The sequence below is a fragment of the Helicobacter pullorum NCTC 12824 genome (assembly GCF_017979475.1).
Taxonomy (GTDB): domain Bacteria; phylum Campylobacterota; class Campylobacteria; order Campylobacterales; family Helicobacteraceae; genus Helicobacter_D; species Helicobacter_D pullorum.
This window is the reverse complement of the sequence record NZ_JAERIT010000004.1, coordinates 123,221-141,060: the sequence shown is the minus strand read 5'-3', so window position 1 is coordinate 141,060 and position 17,840 is coordinate 123,221. Positions and strand designations below refer to the sequence as shown.

Sequence of the window (17,840 nt, the reverse complement as noted above, 5' to 3'; positions counted from 1 at the left end):
AACTTATCCTAAGATTCTACCACTATGCGTATAAACATTTGCCTTCTCTCCACGTGCAAAACCAATCAATGTAACTCCGGTTTCTTGTGCAGCTTTAATCCCCATAAAAGTTGCTGCTGCCTTAGAAACCACAATAGGGATATTATGCATCACTGCTTTTACAATCATCTCCAAAGATAATCTCCCACTTACAAAAAGCATAGAATCTTCAGTATCAAACCCTTGCATTCTTGCTTTACCCATCACTTTATCAATAGCATTATGTCTCCCAATATCTTCTGAAATGAGAGTTTTTTCTTTTAAGACCAACATTGCTTTATGAACGCAACCTGTTTTAGAAAACAATAGGCTATTTTCTTCAAACTCCCTCAAATGTTCAAAAATCTTTTTTGTTGTAACCTTATAAGGATTTGCAATAAACTTTTTAATCACATTTCCTTCTAAATTCCCAGCAACTCCGACACAACAACCCGAAGTAAGCGTTTTTTCTCTAAAAAGATTTTTGAGCATTTCTTGATGAATCTGTGCTTCCAACCATACAGATTTTCCATTTTCTGCAATTTTAATAGAATCAATCTGTGAGATATTGCTAATCACACCCTCACTCATCAAAAATCCAACAATATGATAATCTTGCTCCACAGGGACACTCATCACAGAAAGCAACTTCTCCCCATTAAGATAAAAGGCAATTCTCTCCTCATTAATGACAAAATCCTCTCTAGTAGAAATAAATCCACTAGGAGAAATTTGTTCAATCTGTAAATTTTGGCAGAATCTTTCCATTATGCTTTATTCAATTCTTGATAATAATAGCTATGCAAAATCGCAAGTTCTTCTTCACCCATATTGCCATCAATAATAGAGTTCAAAGCACCCTCAATCGCAAAAACAGCCATATAAATATGAGTAATCAGAAGTGCCACAATCAAAAATCCAATCACATTATGAGCTAATGCCATAATCCTCAAGGTTTCAATATCGCTAAATTGGAAAAACATAAATGCACCAGAGATAACCATCATAAAACCACCTATAGTGCAAACCCAAAACCACATTTTTTGACCGGCATTAAATTTGCCTGCAGGAATTGGACGCTTTTCTTTGCTCAAATATCCACCCATGATCATTAACCATTTAATATCATAGAGTTTAAAGAGAGCAGGTTTTACCCACATCAAAAACATTAAAACTCCAAAAATCGCAAAAAGTATCGTTGCAATTCCATGCACATCTCTAGCAAATCTAACAAAACCACCTCCACCAAGCTTATCACCAAAGATCATTATTAATCCACTCAAACACAAGATGACAAAGGGTATAGCAGCACACCAATGCACAACAATATTATAAGTAGAAAAAACCTTGATTTTCTTTCCATGGGAGAATTTCTTTTGTCCTACTATAACAAAATGTCCCAAAAACGCTAATGGCACCAACACAATGATAATAGCAAAAATTGTTGCAAAATAATGCCCTTGCAAAAGTGTAAAAATCTCACCCCAACCCACTGCATTTGGAGAATTTACTCCCCACGCCTTGATAGCCTCCACTTCAGGACCACCATAGAGTTTAGGATTCATAGGATTTTGCATCAGAGCATTATTGCCTTCTATCACTTCTGCATATTGTTTGCCACCTTCTTGTGGAACGCTAGGATTAGCTGCCCACAAAACAGCAGCAACCCCAAAGAAAATTACAAAGATTCTAAAGAAATTTTTACAAGTTTTCATAGAATCCCCCTTAATTTCCATAAGCAGTTTTCCACACATTTGGCACAGCATTTGGGATATTTTCACCTCTCACAGTCGCACGATGCGTAATGATATTAGATACTTCCTCGCTACTTCCAGCCAAAAGTGCTTTTGTAGAACACATACTTGCACACATTGGCACTTTCCCTTCAGCGATTCGATTTTGTCCATAAAGTCTATATTCTTCATCGCTATTAGTCTCTTCAGGACCGCCTGCACAAAATGTGCATTTATCCATTGCACCACGACTTTCAAAAACACCATTTTTAGGGAATTGTGGAGCACCAAAAGGACAAGCATACAAACAATATCCACAACCAATGCAAGTTTTCTTATCATGCAAAACAATCCCATCAGCACGGATATAGAAACAATCTACCGGACAAACTTGCGCACAAGGTGCATCAGCACAATGCATGCAAGCCACAGAAACAGCACTTTCTTTGCCTACTTGTCCTTCATTTAATACAACTACTCTACGGCGATTCACGCCCACAGGCAAATGATGAGCTTCTTTGCAAGCTACATCGCACCCATGGCATTCAATACAACGATTAGTATCGCAATAAAATTTGATTCTTGAAAAATTCGCTAAGATCTCTTGATTAGTATCACTCATTTTTCACTCCTTATTGCGCTTTTTCAATTCGGCATAAGCCGCATTTTGTTTCTGGACAAGCAGAGTTATAATCAAACCCATAGCTTGAAATCATATTAGCCGATTCTCCGATAGCATAAGGCTTAGTACCTTCTGGATAATTTTCAAGTCTAGATTCTCCTTGATCCATTCCTGAAAAATTCTGTGGCAACCAAATACTATTATAATCCACTCTAGTAGAAATTTTTGCAGGCACCAAGATTCTTGCTCCATTTGTCCCATAAATCCACAATTGATCACCATTGCGGATATTCATCTCTGCAGCTTTATCTGGGTGAATCTCTACAAACATTTCGCCTTCTACTTCAGCAAGGTATTTTGCGCTTCTAGTTTCAGCTCCCGTTCCCATATGTGCTACAAGCCTTCCACTTAGCATATTGACTGGATATTCTTTTACCCAATCTTTTTCATTTTGACGAGAAATATACTTAATATTTGCCCTAAAATGATTTTTCTTATCAGGGAAGTTTGGATATTTGCTAACCAAATCTCCACGAATGGAATGCAAAGGCTCTCTATGAAGCGGGATTTGATCATACCAATTCCACACTCTTGCCCTTGCCTTACCATTTCCATAAGGACAAAGTCCAGCTTCCAAAGCTTTTTCAACCAAAATATTATTTCCAATTCCCATTGCAAAAGTTGTTCCTGCTATTGCTTGCTTTTCTTCTTCAGTAAGTTTAATACCCAAAGATTCTGCATTTGCAGCACTAATAGGGGCATGTCCTCCTTGATATTTTGCATTTGGCAAAGTTCTATTTGTTAGCATGCTTTGTCCATCAGGGCTTGTTACTCCCCAATTTACACGGAATCCCATACCACCACGCATAACAGGAATGCTATCATTATACATTACAGGCGTTCCAGGGTGCTTATCACTCCAACAAGGCCATGGCAATCCATAATAATCGCCTTTAAAAGGTCCGCTCCCCTCTAAAGTCACCTTATCAAACATATGCCAATTCTCTTGATGTGCTTTTAGTCTCTCTGGGCTCATTCCTTGTAATCCGATACTTCGTATGCTCTGTGTCAATTCCGTAGTTGCATCATCTGGCCAAATAAATTTATCTCTACCTTTAGATTTTGCAATATCATATAATCTCCATTGATACTCTTTTAAAAAGCCCAATCTATCTGCCAAACCAAACAAGAACTCTTCATCAGGACGGCATTCAAAAAGTGGCTCCATTACTTTACTTCTCCACTGGTAGCTTCTATTAGTTGCAGCAACAGAACCTGCTGTTTCCATTTGTGAAGCTGCTGGGAGCATAAAGAGATTATCCTTTCTATCGCTATAAATAGCCAAATCATTCACATAAGGATCTACAAAAACCACTAAATCCAATGCATCCATTGCCTTTTTTTGCAAATCAAGCAAAGAAACTGTTGTCATACCAGAGCCAATAACAACTAATGCACGGAGTTTTGTCCCACCATTATTAGCCATATTTTCATCATCTAATACACCAAATTTCCAAGTAGAGTGTGCAAAACCGGTAGCTTCCATCATTTCTTTATTCTTAAAGCGTCCAAGCATCCATTCATATTCTACACCCCAATGCTTACAAAAATGCTTCCAAGCAGGCTCTCCTAGTCCATAATAACCCGGCAATGAATCTGCTAGGTTATTCATATCTGAAGCACCTTGCACATTATCATGCCCTCTTAGGATATTTACACCACCACCATTTTTACCAATATTTCCTAAAAACATTTGCAAAATAGGCATAATCCTTGTATTAGAAGTCCCTACTGTATGTTGCGTCAATCCTTGATTCCAAATTAAACTTGCAGGTTTAGCCGCAGCCATTTCCTCTGCAATATGTCTAATCTCATCAGCTGGGATTCCACAAATATCAGCTGCCACTTCTGGAGGGAATTTTTGTGCTTCTTTGATGATTTCTTCATAACCATATACACGCTCTTTTAGGTATTTTTCATCATAAAGGTTTTTTGCGATAATATGATTTAATAACCCATATGCAAATGCAATATCTGTCCCACTTCTAATTCTATGAAATTCATCACATTTTGCTGCAGTTTTGGTAAATCTCGGATCAATACAAACAAGTTTTGCCCCTTTTTCTTTAGCTCTTAAAATATGCACCATAGAAACAGGGTGATTAACCGCAGGATTTGCCCCAATGATTAAAATATATTTTGAAAACATCATATCGCCAAGATGGTTTGTCATTCCACCATACCCAAATGTATTTGCCACACCGGCAACTGTTGGTGAATGTCAAACTCTAGCGCAGTGATCTATGTTGTTTGTCCCAAAAAATGCTGCAAATTTTCTAATATAATAACTTTGCTCATTCGAACATTTTGCACTCCCCAAAAACATTACTGCATCAGGACCGCTTTCCTCTCGAATCTGCTTAAGTTGTGCGGCAATTTTGTCCATTGCTTCGTCATATTTTAATCTTGTCCATTTGCCATCTTTTTTTTCTAATGGATAACGCAGTCTAGTCTCACTTCTTGCTCTATCTATCAAGTCAGCACCCTTACAGCAATGCCCACCTTGAGATACTGGATGATCTTGTGCCACTTCTTGACGCACCCAAACACCATCAACAACTTCTGCAACAATACCGCAACCAACAGAACAATGGGTGCAAATTGTTTTGATTTTTTGAGAATTTGGATACTTTTCTTGTAATTCTTGTGCAGTTGCAGGACGCATTGTCTTTTGACTATCAGCACCAAGTGCTACACTAGCTCCTGCCAAACTTCCTAACGCAGTCATTTTCAAAAATGCACGCCTTGTTTGACGCCTTTTAATAGCTTCACTCATACTTTAACCTCCTTTCTTTTATTTAGCCACAGAATAATACATATCCCATTGCTTAGTTTTTTGATAAAGAATCTCTGTTTTGGGAGATTTCCCACGAACTAGATTCTCACTACTTCCTTTTTTGCTACAACCTGCTAGCGCAACACTAACACCAGCAACCGCTATTGAAGTTTTAGTAGCGTTTTTCAAAAATTCACGCCTACTTTTCTCCATTTAAGCTCCTTAAATTGAGATTTGGGATAATCCCAAAAAGACTCTCTAATCTTAGAAAGCCTTTGTGGAATCATTTCTCTTTAAGCATAAACCTCCCCTTCAAATTTCAAAAAACTCTCCAAAATTCTTGCTAATGCCAAATAATACTTAGAATCTCTCCTTTCTTTAATCTCGCTAACAAGCCCCAAAAAAGCCTTATTAGCATACAAAAACACTTCTTTTGCTAATTCTTCATTGTTTGTTTCTATTAAATATCTCATAAACCCAAACAAAAACCCCAAATGCTCTTCTGTTTCCTTAAAATCCTTGGAATTAATACGAATATCACTTTTTTTAACCAAAGCTTTGATTTGCAGCAAACTATTTCCACCTACGCAATTTTCATAAAAATGCGATAAATGGCTCCCAACTTGCTTTTCTCCAAAAGGCAATGCAAAAAGCCTTGAAAACTCATCTTTAATATTTACAATACCATTGTGAGAGATTTCATTTTCCAAAAGCAAAAAATCCGCTTCCACTTCTTCGCTCAAAGGTGCGTTTTTAAGAATTGCTAATTGTTTTTGAAAAATCTCTACTCTATCATCAAGCAGCTCAAAAACAAAAAAGCCATTAAAAAAATCATAATACAAAATTCTTGCATTGTTAAGATTCATTAATTCCTCTTTAGAAAGCTTCTCTAGCATTTTACACCCCGACTTTTTGATTGATTTGATCTTGAAACATTACTTTTACTTTACAATCTGGACAACATTGAATGGTTCTTAATTTTTTAGAATCTGCACTAAAAGATGGGCTTAATAAAGCAAAGATTTTGTCAATAGATTTTTTGGTAGAAAATGGCTTCCCACACTCTACACACAAAAAGGGCGTATCTTTGGCAATCTCTCTACTTTTAAAATAGCTCGCCTCCAATCTCATACCCTCGCGACTAACTTCCATTACCTTTTCAGGACAGGATTCCACGCAATATCCACAAGTGGTGCATAAAGAAGGATTAAACCGCAAAGAAAAATCATCGCTTTTTGCAAAAATTGCATTCACATTGCAAGCCCCCACACAAGAGAGACACAAAGTGCATTTTGAAGAATCCACCTTCAAATCTCCATAAAAAATAGGCGCAACACTCTTTGCAATGCCAAATTCTTTATCTTTTATCATATATTGTATTCTTTGTGCCAAAGATTCTCTATGAGGGCGGGAGTAGCGATTTTTATACAAATACGATTCAAATCCTTTTACCTCCAAAGCACACTTTTCAATCTCATCTAAAGAATCAGCAATCAAAATACACTCCCTTTGATAAATCTGCTTTGTGATATTATTTACAAATTCAATTTGCGAACTTTTATCGCCAAAAACTACAATATCATTTTGACTAACTTGCAACATCATCAGCCAATCATTTTCATTAAGCATTTTTAAATTAGGCAAAACAAGCGGAATAAGATTTGTAGGCAAAATAATATTTTTTTCAATCAACTGCTGGTAGCTAACTTCATCACACAAAAAGATTTGGCGATTCTTATAAATCTCAACAATCTCTTCCAAACCCTCTTTTGGAAGTTCACTATATTCCAAACAGCTTGTAGGGCAAACCCCAACACAAGCTCCACAGGAAATACAATCTATCGGAGAAAATACTAGCTCCATCAAGCTATCATTTGCCCCAACTCCGAAAGTAGGACAAGATTCCACGCATTTGGTGCAATGTTTCTCGCGTCTATGATGGTATTGACAAAAATCCTCTTTATAAGCAATCATCTCTTTATAAGAATACTCTCCAAGATTTGCTTCCAATGCTTTTAACAAATCTAATGGACTATCAAAATCTGCCACACTAAAAAATCCTTTGAATCTCAAAAGATTCTCATCATATACAAACATAACCGCTTGTGAAAAACCTACTTTTTTGCCATTCTCAGATTCTGCCTCAAAAGCACCAAATTTCCCATTGACCCTTTGGATATTATCTACATCTAAAATCTCTACTTCAAATTTGTCTTTTGCTTGTTGGCTAAAGCCACGCACTGCATTAGGGATTTCACCATTTTGGGCTTGATAGAAAATCGCAATTTTATTATCAATTTCTAGGCTTTTTTGAATATCAAGCCTAAAATCATCAAAAATTTCTTGCACTTGGTTTAAAATTTCTAATTTTTCATTATAAACTGCGTCTTTTTGGTCTAAAAGTAAATTTCCTAAAGGTAAATGTTCTAATTTCATTTCTTTTGATTCCACTTTTTTAGAGGTAAAATATTGTTTTAATTTTACTCTTATATCTCAAGCAAAGTCAATATTTTTTTAACATTTACGATATATATATTTATATATAAATATTATTATTTGTTATATTTTAGAAGTTACACAAAAACTTAAAAAATAATTTTAAAATATTTTTATACCCCATTTGCAAGAAAAACACAAGAAATTAAAAGATATTTTTTATGAAGATTGTCAGTAGATTTCATTCAATAAGCCTTTGTGGCTTATTGAAGTTTATTGCAATGCACCTTTTTCTAGGGCTTCTTTGGCGTATTTCTCACCCAGCTCAAAAGCCTTTTTATTTAGCTCAACCACTTTTGCAGGAACTTTGCTAATCATCGTTTCAAACACCAAATCCCTATCCACACATTTTGTTAAAGTAACTGTAATAGCTAATGCCACCACAGATTGTGTAACTACATTTCCCACTTCTTCTTTAGCGATGGTAATGATGGGAATAGGAAAGATTTGATATTTTTTCTTATCTTCTTGACTTGGAATCACCAAATTTGGCTCAACCACTATAGTAGCTCCTTCTTTTAATCCGCTTTTGAATTGATCATAGCTTATTTGTGCGGTTGAAAGCATAAATTCCACTTCCCCATCATTAGCATAAGGATACAAAATCTCCTCATTATCCAGCAAAATATCCACCTTTGTAGGTCCTCCACGCACTTGTGAAGTGTAAGTAGCAGCTTTTACACCATAGCCACCATTACGAATTTGTGCTTCAGCTAATATCTCTCCAGCCAACAAAACGCCCTGTCCTCCTACACCTGTGAAACGGAGTTGTCTTCTCATCGAATACCTCCTTTTTTTGCTTGAGCTTTTTCTTGCACTTCCCTATAAGCCTTGCAATACTCCACTTTATTTGTATCATGCAATAAAATACCAGTTGGGAATTTGCCTTTTCTTTCTTCCTCATTTAGTTCATCGTATTTTTTCTTAGGCACAATCATACTTTCAATCCATTTAAGCGTATCAACTGCTTCACCCATTTTATTTTTTCTACCCAAATTAACATGGCAATTACTAAAAATATCAAAAAAGCTAAAGCCTTCATTTTGAAACCCTTCCACTAAAACTTTTTCAATTTTTTTAGGATCAAGCACGGATTCTCTTGCCACAAAACTAGCCCCTGCTGCACTTGCTAATTTACAAGCATCGAAATTTGGATCAATATTTCCATATTGTGCAGTTACAGTCCACATTCCTTTGGGCGTTGTGGGAGAAGTTTGTGAGTTGGTTAATCCATAAATAAAATTATTTATCAAAATATAATTAATATCAATATTTCTTCTACAAGCGTGGATTGTATGATTCCCACCAATTGCCAATCCATCACCATCACCACCTACTACAATGACTTTCTTTGTAGGATTTGCAAGTTTAATACCTGTGGCATAAGCGAGCGTTCTACCATGTGTAGTATGCACTGTATTGCAATTCACATAAGAAGAAACGCGTCCGCTACAACCAATTCCGCTCACCAAACAAACATCATCCATATTCCAACCAAGCTTATCAATGGCTCTTACAATTGCTTTTAAAATCACCCCATCGCCACAACCCCAACACCAAAGCGTTGGCATTTTATCAACACGCAAATACTCATCATAATTAAAAGCCATTTTATAACTCCTTAATTTTATTCATAATCTCAATTGGGGAAAGAGGTCGCCCATTTGCTTTTGTCAATAAATTAACAGACTTTTTCATAGAATGTTCAATCTCTGAAACATATTGCCCCTTATTAAGCTCTGCAACAAGAATCTTATTAAATCTTTTTCCTAATTTTTCTAACTCTTCTTTTGGAGATGGCCATAGAGTGATAGGGCGAAATAATCCCACCTTAATCCCCTCGCCTCTTAAACGATCAATCGCTTCTTTTGCACTTCTTGAGGTAGAACCATAAGCAATTAATAAAATTTCCGCATCTTCTAATTGATATTCCTCATAAGAAATAATTTCATTTTTCTTGCTTAGAATCTTGTTAAATAGCCTGTCAATTAAATTTTGAGAAAGTGTTGCATCTTCTGTTGGGAATCCTGTTGGTCCATGGTGCAATCCCGTGATGTGATAGCGATAACCCCCAAAAAATGGATTAAGAATTGCTGGTTCATCTTGAGGCACACCATAAGGTTTATAATCTTTTTTGTCTCCATTATAAATACGGCGATTAATAATATTTTTTTGTATCTCTTCCAAATCTGGCACGATAGCCTTTCCATGCATATGTCCCAAAGTTTCATCCAAAAGCAAAAAAACAGGAGTCATAAACTTTTCTGCCAAATTGAAAGCCCGGATTGTTTCCATATAAGCTTCTTCCAAACTTCCCGGACACAATGCAATAGATTGATAATCCCCATGCGTTGGATGTGCGGCTTGAGCTACATCACCTTGTGCTACACGCGTTGGTAATCCCGTAGAAGGTCCTCCACGCATTACATTAACAATCACCAAAGGAATCTCTGCCATAAATCCATAGCCTATTTGTTCAGCCTTTAGAGAAATTCCCGGTCCAGAAGTAGCAGTCATCGCTTTTGTTCCACTCATAGAAGCACCAAGAGCTACTGAGATTCCGCCAATTTCATCTTCCATTTGAATAAAAGCTCCATTTTCTCTTGGCAAAAATACACTCATCTCGTGTGCAACTTCACTAGAAGGCGTGATAGGATAACCACCAAAAAACTTACAGCCTACATCAATTGCCGCATGAGCAACCAATTCATTTCCATTTGCAATAAATTCTCTACTCACTTTTTCTCCTTGAATTTATAACGCCATAAAACCATTACTTTTAATGGATTCTGCTCTCTGTCTTGCTTCATCTGTCAATTTTGCAAACTTAAACTCTTTTCTATCTGCAACCGCAATCGCAAAATCAGGACAATGCAACTCACACTCTCCACAACCAATACAAGATTCTGGATTAATTACCTTTACCATTTTCCCTAAAACCTTGTGTTCATCTAAGCACATAGCAAGTGTTCCACTTGGACAAACACTCACACACAAATCGCATGCTTTACAGCGACTTTCATTAACCCAAACGGGTGTATTATCAGGGGCTTTTAGTAATCCCATTTTATACTCCTCTTATAAATTTATTTTCTAACAATTTTTACCTAAATTATTGTTTGCGATAATGCTGCCTCCTTGATTGCGATTTAAAAATAACTAGTCTTTAATTCATCAATCAATCCTTTTACAGATTGAATAGATTTATCAAATTGTAGCTTTTCTTCTTCATTAAGTTTAAGCTCTACTATCCTCTCAACTCCATGAATCCCAAGCTCTACTGGAACTCCACCTACAACATCGCTATACCCATACTCACCTTGCAATAACACGGAGCAAGGTAAAATTTTATGGCTATCGCTCATAATAGCACGCACCATTTCTGCAGTGGCTCTTGCTGGTGCAAAATATGCCGATCCTTTTTTAAGGCAAGAAACAATTTCTGCTCCAGCATTTCTTGTTTTTTTGACAACCTCATCAATTTCCTTCTGCTCTAAAAGCTCACTTAGAGGCACTCCATTAACCATAGAAAATCGAGGAAGAGGTACCATATCATCACCATGACCGCCCATTACAGGTGCTACAATCTGACCGGGCGCACATTGCAATCTTTCATAAATAAAACTTGCCATTCTCGCACTATCCAAAATCCCCGCCATTCCCAAAACCTGCTTAGAATCAAATCCCGTTTCTCTAAGCATTGTATAAACCATAGCATCCAGTGGATTAGTTACTAAAATTACAATAGATTCTGGTGCATTTTCTCTAATATCTTTTGCAATTTCGCTAATCACCTTAGCATTAGCAAAAAGCAAATCATTTCTACTCATACCCGGCAACCTTGGAGAACCTGCTGCAATCACAATTACATCACAACCGCTTAAATCTTTTGGCGATGCAATTACATCAAGTTTGGCAAAATTCTCTCCCACACATGAAGCTTGAAACATATCTAATAGCATTCCTCTTGCTCTATCTTTATCTTTATCACGCAATACAATTTGATAAGGAGTTGTTGCAGATAGGATATAAGCCAAAGTAGAACCTACATTTCCAGCACCAATAATGCCTACTCTCTTTACTCTTTCCATATTTTTCCTTAGAATTAATCTCTCTTAAAAAACCATACATTATACACAAAATATTCTCAAATGTTAAAAAGCAAAATTTTATTTAACTTTTTATGTATATTTTTAATTATTTTTTCTTAAATAAATCTTATTTTAAATCTTTTTCTAATATTTTTTGCTATTTTGAAAAATTCCTTAAATGTTCTTGGTAATTTTTTGAAAAAGAATGCACGCCATTTTTGTTTCTTACAAAATACAAATAATCAACATTTGCGGGAAATACAGCTGCTTGAATTGCCTTAAAGCTTACACTCCCAACAGGTGCTTTTGGTATCCCACTATAACGATAGGTATTATAAGAGGTTGTATCATTTCGTATCATTTCTGGAGTAATCTTGGTGTGAGAATATTTACCATAATTCAAAGAACCATCCATTTGAAGACGCATTTTGAGCTTGAGGCGATTGTGTATCACTGCTGAAACTAATGGCATTTCTTCTTCATTAGCCGATTCTTTTTGAATAATTGAAGCAATCACAACATATTTAAACCATTGTTTTTGATCATATTCACCCAAAAATTTAATCGCCCACTTCCTATGTTCTTTCAAAGATGTATTTACCAAATAATACATCAAATGCGTCTCGCTAATTCCTTTTGGAATCTTATAAGTATTTGCCAAAATCACACCATCTTCATAAGGTGCATATTTCCTATAAGCAAAATACAATTTCTCTTCATCAAGATTCAACTTCAATGCTATCTCTTGAATGAAAAAATATAGTGTTTCTCCGGGTATTAGGATAATATCTTCTAAAGCCGCTTTTGAAGTCATCAACGCATATAGAAAATCTCCCTTTGCAAGATTAGTTTTTCCAATATCCAACCAACCACTTTGCAAATAGCCAAAAAAATGCAATAAATAGCCATCAATTTTATTCACATCAAAATTATTTTTCTTAAGGTATGCTATAATTTCATTAGTACCACCTTGAGGGATATACACAATCCTGCTAGAATGAATGGGTGTTTGCAGATAAAAACACAAGACAATTAATAATATGAAAAAACCATCAACTAAATTACTTAAAATTACTTTCTTTTTATCGTTTTTTATAGGAGCATTCATTTTGCTCTATACCTTTCTTTATAACGGAATTAGGATTCATCAATTCCAAATTGCTGGAATACAATTCCAAGAATTTTATCTAAGATTAGATAAAAAACTCATTTTAGAAATACAATCCCTTAATTTATCCAATCTAGAATATTCAACTTCATCTAGCAATATGGACATTCAAAGTCAAATCCAATATGCTAAAAATATCCATTTATTACTGCAATATTTTCAAAAAATCCAAATCCACCAAATTATTCTTGATGATTACAATGCTTCACTCAATTATGATGGAGATAATTTTACTATCAATTTACCATGGCTTTATACAAAACTCAATTTGATAGAAAAATCATCTCAAGTGCTTATCACAATCCATGATTTTTATCTAAAAGAAATGGGAATTTACTATCGTGGCGAAGGAAAATACAATCTCAAAAAACAAAATTTAGAAATGAATGGGAGGATAGATTTTTTAGATATCAAAGATTATAAGATTCTAACAAGCCTTCATCTCCAAATGAATGGAAACTCCGAAAATATTTATCTCAAAGGCTCTAGCAACACCTTTGAAAACATTAACTTTCTTCGCCCTCTTTTGCCTCCTTTTCACAACAAAATATTAGAAAGCTGGATTTTTGATAATTACACTCTTAGCTCTGCAAAAATCAACGACTTCTCTCTTACAATCCCTCTTAAATCCGATGATATCCTCGCAGAATCTCTTAATTCACTTTATGTATCAGGGGAAGTCAAAAACGCAAATGTTACTTTCAAAGAAAATTTACCGCCCATTTTCTCCCCCAATGTAAAAATGATTTTTGCAAAAAATGCTCTAGAATTCTACCCAGATACACCAAACTACCAAAATCATATTCTCTCAGGCAGTCAAGTTTCTATTGAAAATATTTTCACTAATCCTTCTTTAGAAATATTTATCAATACAAATTCCCCTTTAGATGATGAGATTGAAACTTTGCTAGAATCCTATCATATAACCCTCCCCATTCAAGCCCCAAATGCCAAAATAGAAACCAAACTACATCTCAAAGTTGATTTGCAAAACCATTCCATTGACTACAAAGGCATCTTTAAAAGCCATAATGCAGACATAATGGTAAATTCTATCCCTTTTTATTCAGAATATATTTCTGTCAATATGGATAACCATCTCATTAATGTAAATACCAAAAATTCTAGTTACAAAAACTATCTAAAGGGAGATTCTAACTTTATCCTTGATACTACTTCTAAAACTTTAAGTGGAGATTTACTCATTCATTCTTTTCTTATTTCTTCAGATTCTACAGAGATTCTCTCTATCCAAAATCACCTTTTGCCCTTTAAAGTAAATTTTCAAGAACACAATCAAACTTTGATTGAATTTCCTACACTCCAGCTCCTTAGCACTCTCAAAGACGATTACTATTTTGAATTTAATGACCTCAATGCTCTTTTGCCTTTTTCACAACTTCTCCAAGAATACAAAATCCAACAAGGTTATGCCAAAATAACCACTAAAGATTTTAATGAATTTTATGGGAATCTCTCTGTGCAAAGCACACAAAATATCCTTCTTGACAAAAGCAACAACCAACCTCTAAATTCCTTTGAATTGCAATTACACTACAATCCGACTTATTTTTCAATCCAATCTCAAGATGAAAACTTTATTTTTAGACAAAATGAACAATCCAAACAACTCACACTCAACAATCTTGGAATCTTAATTGATTTAGAACAATTAAAAACTTCTTCCAAACAAAATACCCCTTTTATTATCCAAGGCAAAAATAGTAATCTACATACCAAAAAATACACCATCTTAAGCGATTCTTTTTCTCTCTCACTCATCAATGATGAACTAAAAGCCACACTCACCCACAAAAATGGACGAGCAGATATCTACAAAAAGGGCGATTCTATAACTATTGATGCAAAAGAATTTGGAGATTTATTTTTTAATACCCTTATTGGACAAAATGCCTTCAGCAATGGGAGATTCTTTCTTAATGCCAACACCAATGAAAAAGGTGTCCTCATAGGCAAAATCAATCTCTTAAACACTTCCATTAACCAGCTCAATACTCTACAAAACCTTATGGCATTTATCGATACTATTCCTTCTTTGCTTAGCTTAAAAATGCCCGGTTTCAATGATCAAGGGTATTATCTCAAAGAAGGCAATATTATTTTTGGTTTAAACCAAGATTTTTTAGCCATTGAAAATTTAGATTTTATCGGTTCATCTATTGATATTAAAGGCAAAGGAATTATTGACATAAAAAACCAAAATATTGACTTTTATGCCCAACTTATCACCGCAAAATCATTAGGGGAAATTATCAATAAAATTCCTCTTGTCAATTATATTTTATTGGGCAAAGAAGGCACTATTTCTACTAGTTTTTCTATCAAGGGACCTCTAAAAGATCCAAATATCACAACTCAAACCACACAAGATATTTTACTTTCTCCCTTTAATATCTTAAAGCGAATTGTTACATCACCTCTTGAAATTTTCAATTAAAAGGAACAATAATGCCAAAAAAAGCAACCAAAAAAGAGATTCAAGAAATCAAAAATCTTTTTTTAAAACATTACAAAAATGCCAAAACAGAATTGATTTACAAAAACGATTATGAATTACTTATTGCTGTTATGCTATCTGCTCAATGCACAGATAAGCGTGTAAATCTCATCACACCTGCACTTTTTAAGCAATACCCAAATCCAAAAGCCTTACAAAATGCACCTTTAGATGAAATCAAAGAGTTCATCAAAACTTGCTCATTTTTCAACAACAAAGCAACAAACCTCAAAGCTATGGCACAAGTCGTTTGTGAAAAATTTAATGGAGAGATTCCATTAGATAGAGAAATATTAAAAACACTTCCGGGAGTTGGACAAAAAACAGCTAATGTAGTTTTAATAGAATCCAAAGAAGCCAACTTCATCGCAGTAGATACACATGTTTTTAGAGTTTCGCATCGACTTGGTTTAAGTAATGCAAAAACTCCTTTGCAAACAGAAGAAGAGCTAACTAAAATCTTTGTGGATAATCTAGCAACCCTTCATCAAGCAATGGTTTTATTTGGAAGATACACTTGCAAAGCACTCAATCCGCAATGCCAAGAATGCTTTTTAAGTCATCTTTGCAAGAGCAAAACTTCCTATAAATGCTAAATTATTTTACAAACAATACAGATTTTAGATTATCCTCTCCATAAATAGGAGCCAATGTTTCTTGATAGGCTTTATTCATAAATCCATTTTCTGTTAATGTTTGGATTTCTTGATTTAGCCATTCTAATAACTCTTTATCACCCTTTTTTACAGCAGGAGCAATCACATCTTCATTGCCCATTTTAGTAATTCCAACTTCAAACCCCGGATTTTCTTTTGCCCATGCAAAAACCAAGAGATTATCATGTGCCAATGCCACTCCTCTACCATCTTTGAGTGCCAAAAAACTTTCTGTATTTTGATCATATTTCAAAAGCTCAATTTCTGGATGATTTTTGCTAAAATAAAAGTCCGCTGTTGTGCCTTTATTGACAATTAGTTTTTTTCCTTTTAAATCCTCTATTGTCTTAATTTCTCCATTTTTAGAAACAACTCCTAATGCCACTTTCATATATGGTGCTGCAAAATCCACCACAGCTTCCCTCTCTGGAGTTTTTGTAAAATTTGCCATAATGATATCTACTTTTCCACTCTTAAGAAACTCAACTCGACTAGCAGCTTCCACAAGTTCAAATTTTACTTTATTTTCATCGCCCAATAAATCTTTTGCAATTTGTTTGGACAAATACACATCAAAACCATCATTTTTGCCATCTTTATTGATAAAACCAAAAGGTGGTTTATCGCTAAAAACTCCGATAGTAACAACTCCTTTTTGCTTAATAGCCTCAAGAGTATTATTTGAATTTGTTTGTGTCTGACCACAACCAACAAACCATAAACTCAATATTCCCAAAAACATAATAAACAATATTTTTCGCATGATTTTTCCTTAAAAATATTTATCATTTGATTTTTCTTAAATAAATATTAAGAAAGCCCTATTCTATTTAAGAAAAACTTTAATCCATATTTATAATGAAAAAATTTTATTCTATTTTTAACAAAGAGTATAAAAAAGTAACTTTCAAGTCCAACAATAAAATGGCAAAACCATCAAAATTCAAAAATGTTCAAAAACTTCTTTGCCCTTTGGCTTTTGGGATTAGTAAAAAATTCCTGTGGAGTTGCAATTTCTACAATTTTACCTTTATCAAAAAACACTATTTTATCAGCCACCTTTTGTGCAAATTTCATTTCATGGGTAACCAAAATCATCGTCATTCCTTGCATAGCCAATTCTTTGATTACTTCCAAAACCTCTTTTACCATCTCTGGATCTAAAGAAGCAGTAACCTCATCAAAAAGCATAATTTCTGGATTCATACACAAAGCCCTTACAATTGCCACCCTTTGTTTTTGTCCTCCACTAAGTTCTTTGGGATAAGCATCTTTTTTGTGTTCCAACCCCACACGATTTAAAAGCTTAATAGCCTGTGATATAGCTTCATCTTTGCTTCGTTTTTGCACCTTTGTAGGTGCCAAAATGATATTTTCTAACACACTTAAATGAGGGAAAAGCTCATAATTTTGAAATACCATTCCAATTTTTTGGCGAATATTCCTCCAATCTGTTTTATTTTGGTGAATATCCTTTTGCTTAAAAATAATTTTGCCTTCATTGATATTCTCTAATCCATTAATACAACGCAAAAAAGTGCTTTTTCCACAACCACTAGGACCCAAAATTGCACACACTTCCCCCTTTTTTATTTCCAAAGAAACGCCATCTAAAACCAAAGTATTACCAAACTTTTTTACAATCTCTTTAACTTCCAATAAAACTTCATTTTCAATATGATTTGACATAATATTTCCTTTT

17 protein-coding genes are annotated in these 17,840 nt (G+C 34.7%); 2 read left to right on the top strand and 15 right to left on the bottom strand.

The genetic code is table 11. The annotated features are described in order from the left end of the window. Nucleotides 1-3 precede the first annotated feature (3 nt). The 13 genes from fdhD to mltG form a co-directional block, all read right to left on the bottom strand. Entirely contained in the window at nucleotides 4-786 is a 783-nt protein-coding gene (fdhD, locus tag JJQ98_RS04445) for a formate dehydrogenase accessory sulfurtransferase FdhD (protein WP_151104784.1), read from the bottom strand. Next, a complete protein-coding gene (locus JJQ98_RS04440; protein ID WP_151104785.1) occupies nucleotides 786-1,733 on the bottom strand; it encodes a formate dehydrogenase subunit gamma in 948 nt (315 codons plus the stop codon). Before JJQ98_RS04440 ends, fdhD begins: the two co-directional genes overlap by 1 nt. A 10-nt stretch (nucleotides 1,734-1,743) precedes the next feature. Next, nucleotides 1,744-2,373 carry a formate dehydrogenase FDH3 subunit beta gene (gene fdh3B / locus JJQ98_RS04435; RefSeq protein ID WP_005022840.1) on the bottom strand — a complete coding sequence of 210 codons (630 nt, stop codon included), beginning with the start codon at nucleotides 2,371-2,373 and terminating at the stop codon, nucleotides 1,744-1,746. Between the two features lie 10 nt (nucleotides 2,374-2,383). After that, complete coding sequence (locus JJQ98_RS04430; RefSeq protein WP_077246836.1) at nucleotides 2,384-5,209, bottom strand: molybdopterin-dependent oxidoreductase; 2,826 nt, start codon at nucleotides 5,207-5,209, stop codon at nucleotides 2,384-2,386. A gap of 18 nt (nucleotides 5,210-5,227) precedes the next feature. Next, a complete protein-coding gene (locus JJQ98_RS04420; RefSeq protein WP_005022838.1) occupies nucleotides 5,228-5,422 on the bottom strand; it encodes a twin-arginine translocation signal domain-containing protein in 195 nt (64 codons plus the stop codon). Nucleotides 5,423-5,502: 80 nt separating this feature from the next. Then, a complete protein-coding gene (locus tag JJQ98_RS04415; protein ID WP_151104786.1) occupies nucleotides 5,503-6,105 on the bottom strand; it encodes a TorD/DmsD family molecular chaperone in 603 nt (200 codons plus the stop codon). A gap of 1 nt (nucleotide 6,106) precedes the next feature. After that, the gene (locus JJQ98_RS04410; protein WP_151104787.1) at nucleotides 6,107-7,645 is read right to left on the bottom strand and encodes a 4Fe-4S binding protein; all 1,539 of its coding nucleotides are present in this window, start codon (nucleotides 7,643-7,645) and stop codon (nucleotides 6,107-6,109) included. A 273-nt stretch (nucleotides 7,646-7,918) separates the two neighbouring features. Then, a complete protein-coding gene (locus tag JJQ98_RS04405) occupies nucleotides 7,919-8,485 on the bottom strand; it encodes a 2-oxoglutarate:acceptor oxidoreductase subunit OorC (RefSeq protein WP_005022835.1) in 567 nt (188 codons plus the stop codon). Beyond that, the gene (locus tag JJQ98_RS04400; RefSeq protein ID WP_054195747.1) at nucleotides 8,482-9,315 is read right to left on the bottom strand and encodes a 2-oxoglutarate ferredoxin oxidoreductase subunit beta; all 834 of its coding nucleotides are present in this window, start codon (nucleotides 9,313-9,315) and stop codon (nucleotides 8,482-8,484) included. Before JJQ98_RS04400 ends, JJQ98_RS04405 begins: the two co-directional genes overlap by 4 nt. 1 nt (nucleotide 9,316) lies before the next feature. Then, the gene (locus JJQ98_RS04395; protein ID WP_115056703.1) at nucleotides 9,317-10,444 is read right to left on the bottom strand and encodes a 2-oxoglutarate synthase subunit alpha; all 1,128 of its coding nucleotides are present in this window, start codon (nucleotides 10,442-10,444) and stop codon (nucleotides 9,317-9,319) included. Nucleotides 10,445-10,459: 15 nt separating this feature from the next. Beyond that, nucleotides 10,460-10,771, bottom strand: coding sequence for a 4Fe-4S binding protein (locus JJQ98_RS04390; RefSeq protein ID WP_005022832.1), 312 nt, complete (start codon nucleotides 10,769-10,771; stop codon nucleotides 10,460-10,462). Between the two features lie 83 nt (nucleotides 10,772-10,854). Further along, nucleotides 10,855-11,796, bottom strand: a complete 942-nt coding sequence (locus JJQ98_RS04385) for a malate dehydrogenase (protein WP_005022831.1) — start codon at nucleotides 11,794-11,796, stop codon at nucleotides 10,855-10,857. Between the two features lie 157 nt (nucleotides 11,797-11,953). Then, nucleotides 11,954-12,904 carry an endolytic transglycosylase MltG gene (gene mltG, locus JJQ98_RS04380; RefSeq protein WP_005022830.1) on the bottom strand — a complete coding sequence of 317 codons (951 nt, stop codon included), beginning with the start codon at nucleotides 12,902-12,904 and terminating at the stop codon, nucleotides 11,954-11,956. Nucleotide 12,905: 1 nt separating this feature from the next. Here mltG and JJQ98_RS04375 point away from each other — a divergent pair, with 1 nt between their 5' ends. Both JJQ98_RS04375 and nth read left to right on the top strand, forming a co-directional pair. Continuing rightward, the gene (locus tag JJQ98_RS04375) at nucleotides 12,906-15,422 is read left to right on the top strand and encodes a YhdP family protein (RefSeq protein WP_151104788.1); all 2,517 of its coding nucleotides are present in this window, start codon (nucleotides 12,906-12,908) and stop codon (nucleotides 15,420-15,422) included. A gap of 11 nt (nucleotides 15,423-15,433) precedes the next feature. Further along, nucleotides 15,434-16,078, top strand: coding sequence for an endonuclease III (gene nth / locus JJQ98_RS04370; RefSeq protein ID WP_060663331.1), 645 nt, complete (start codon nucleotides 15,434-15,436; stop codon nucleotides 16,076-16,078). 1 nt (nucleotide 16,079) lies between these two features. Here the strand turns inward: nth and JJQ98_RS04365 are convergent, their stop codons facing one another. Beyond that, entirely contained in the window at nucleotides 16,080-16,901 is an 822-nt protein-coding gene (locus tag JJQ98_RS04365) for a cysteine ABC transporter substrate-binding protein (RefSeq protein ID WP_005022826.1), read from the bottom strand. A 173-nt stretch (nucleotides 16,902-17,074) separates the two neighbouring features. After that, a complete protein-coding gene (locus JJQ98_RS04360) occupies nucleotides 17,075-17,827 on the bottom strand; it encodes an amino acid ABC transporter ATP-binding protein (protein WP_065826530.1) in 753 nt (250 codons plus the stop codon). Nucleotides 17,828-17,840: the final 13 nt, after the last annotated feature.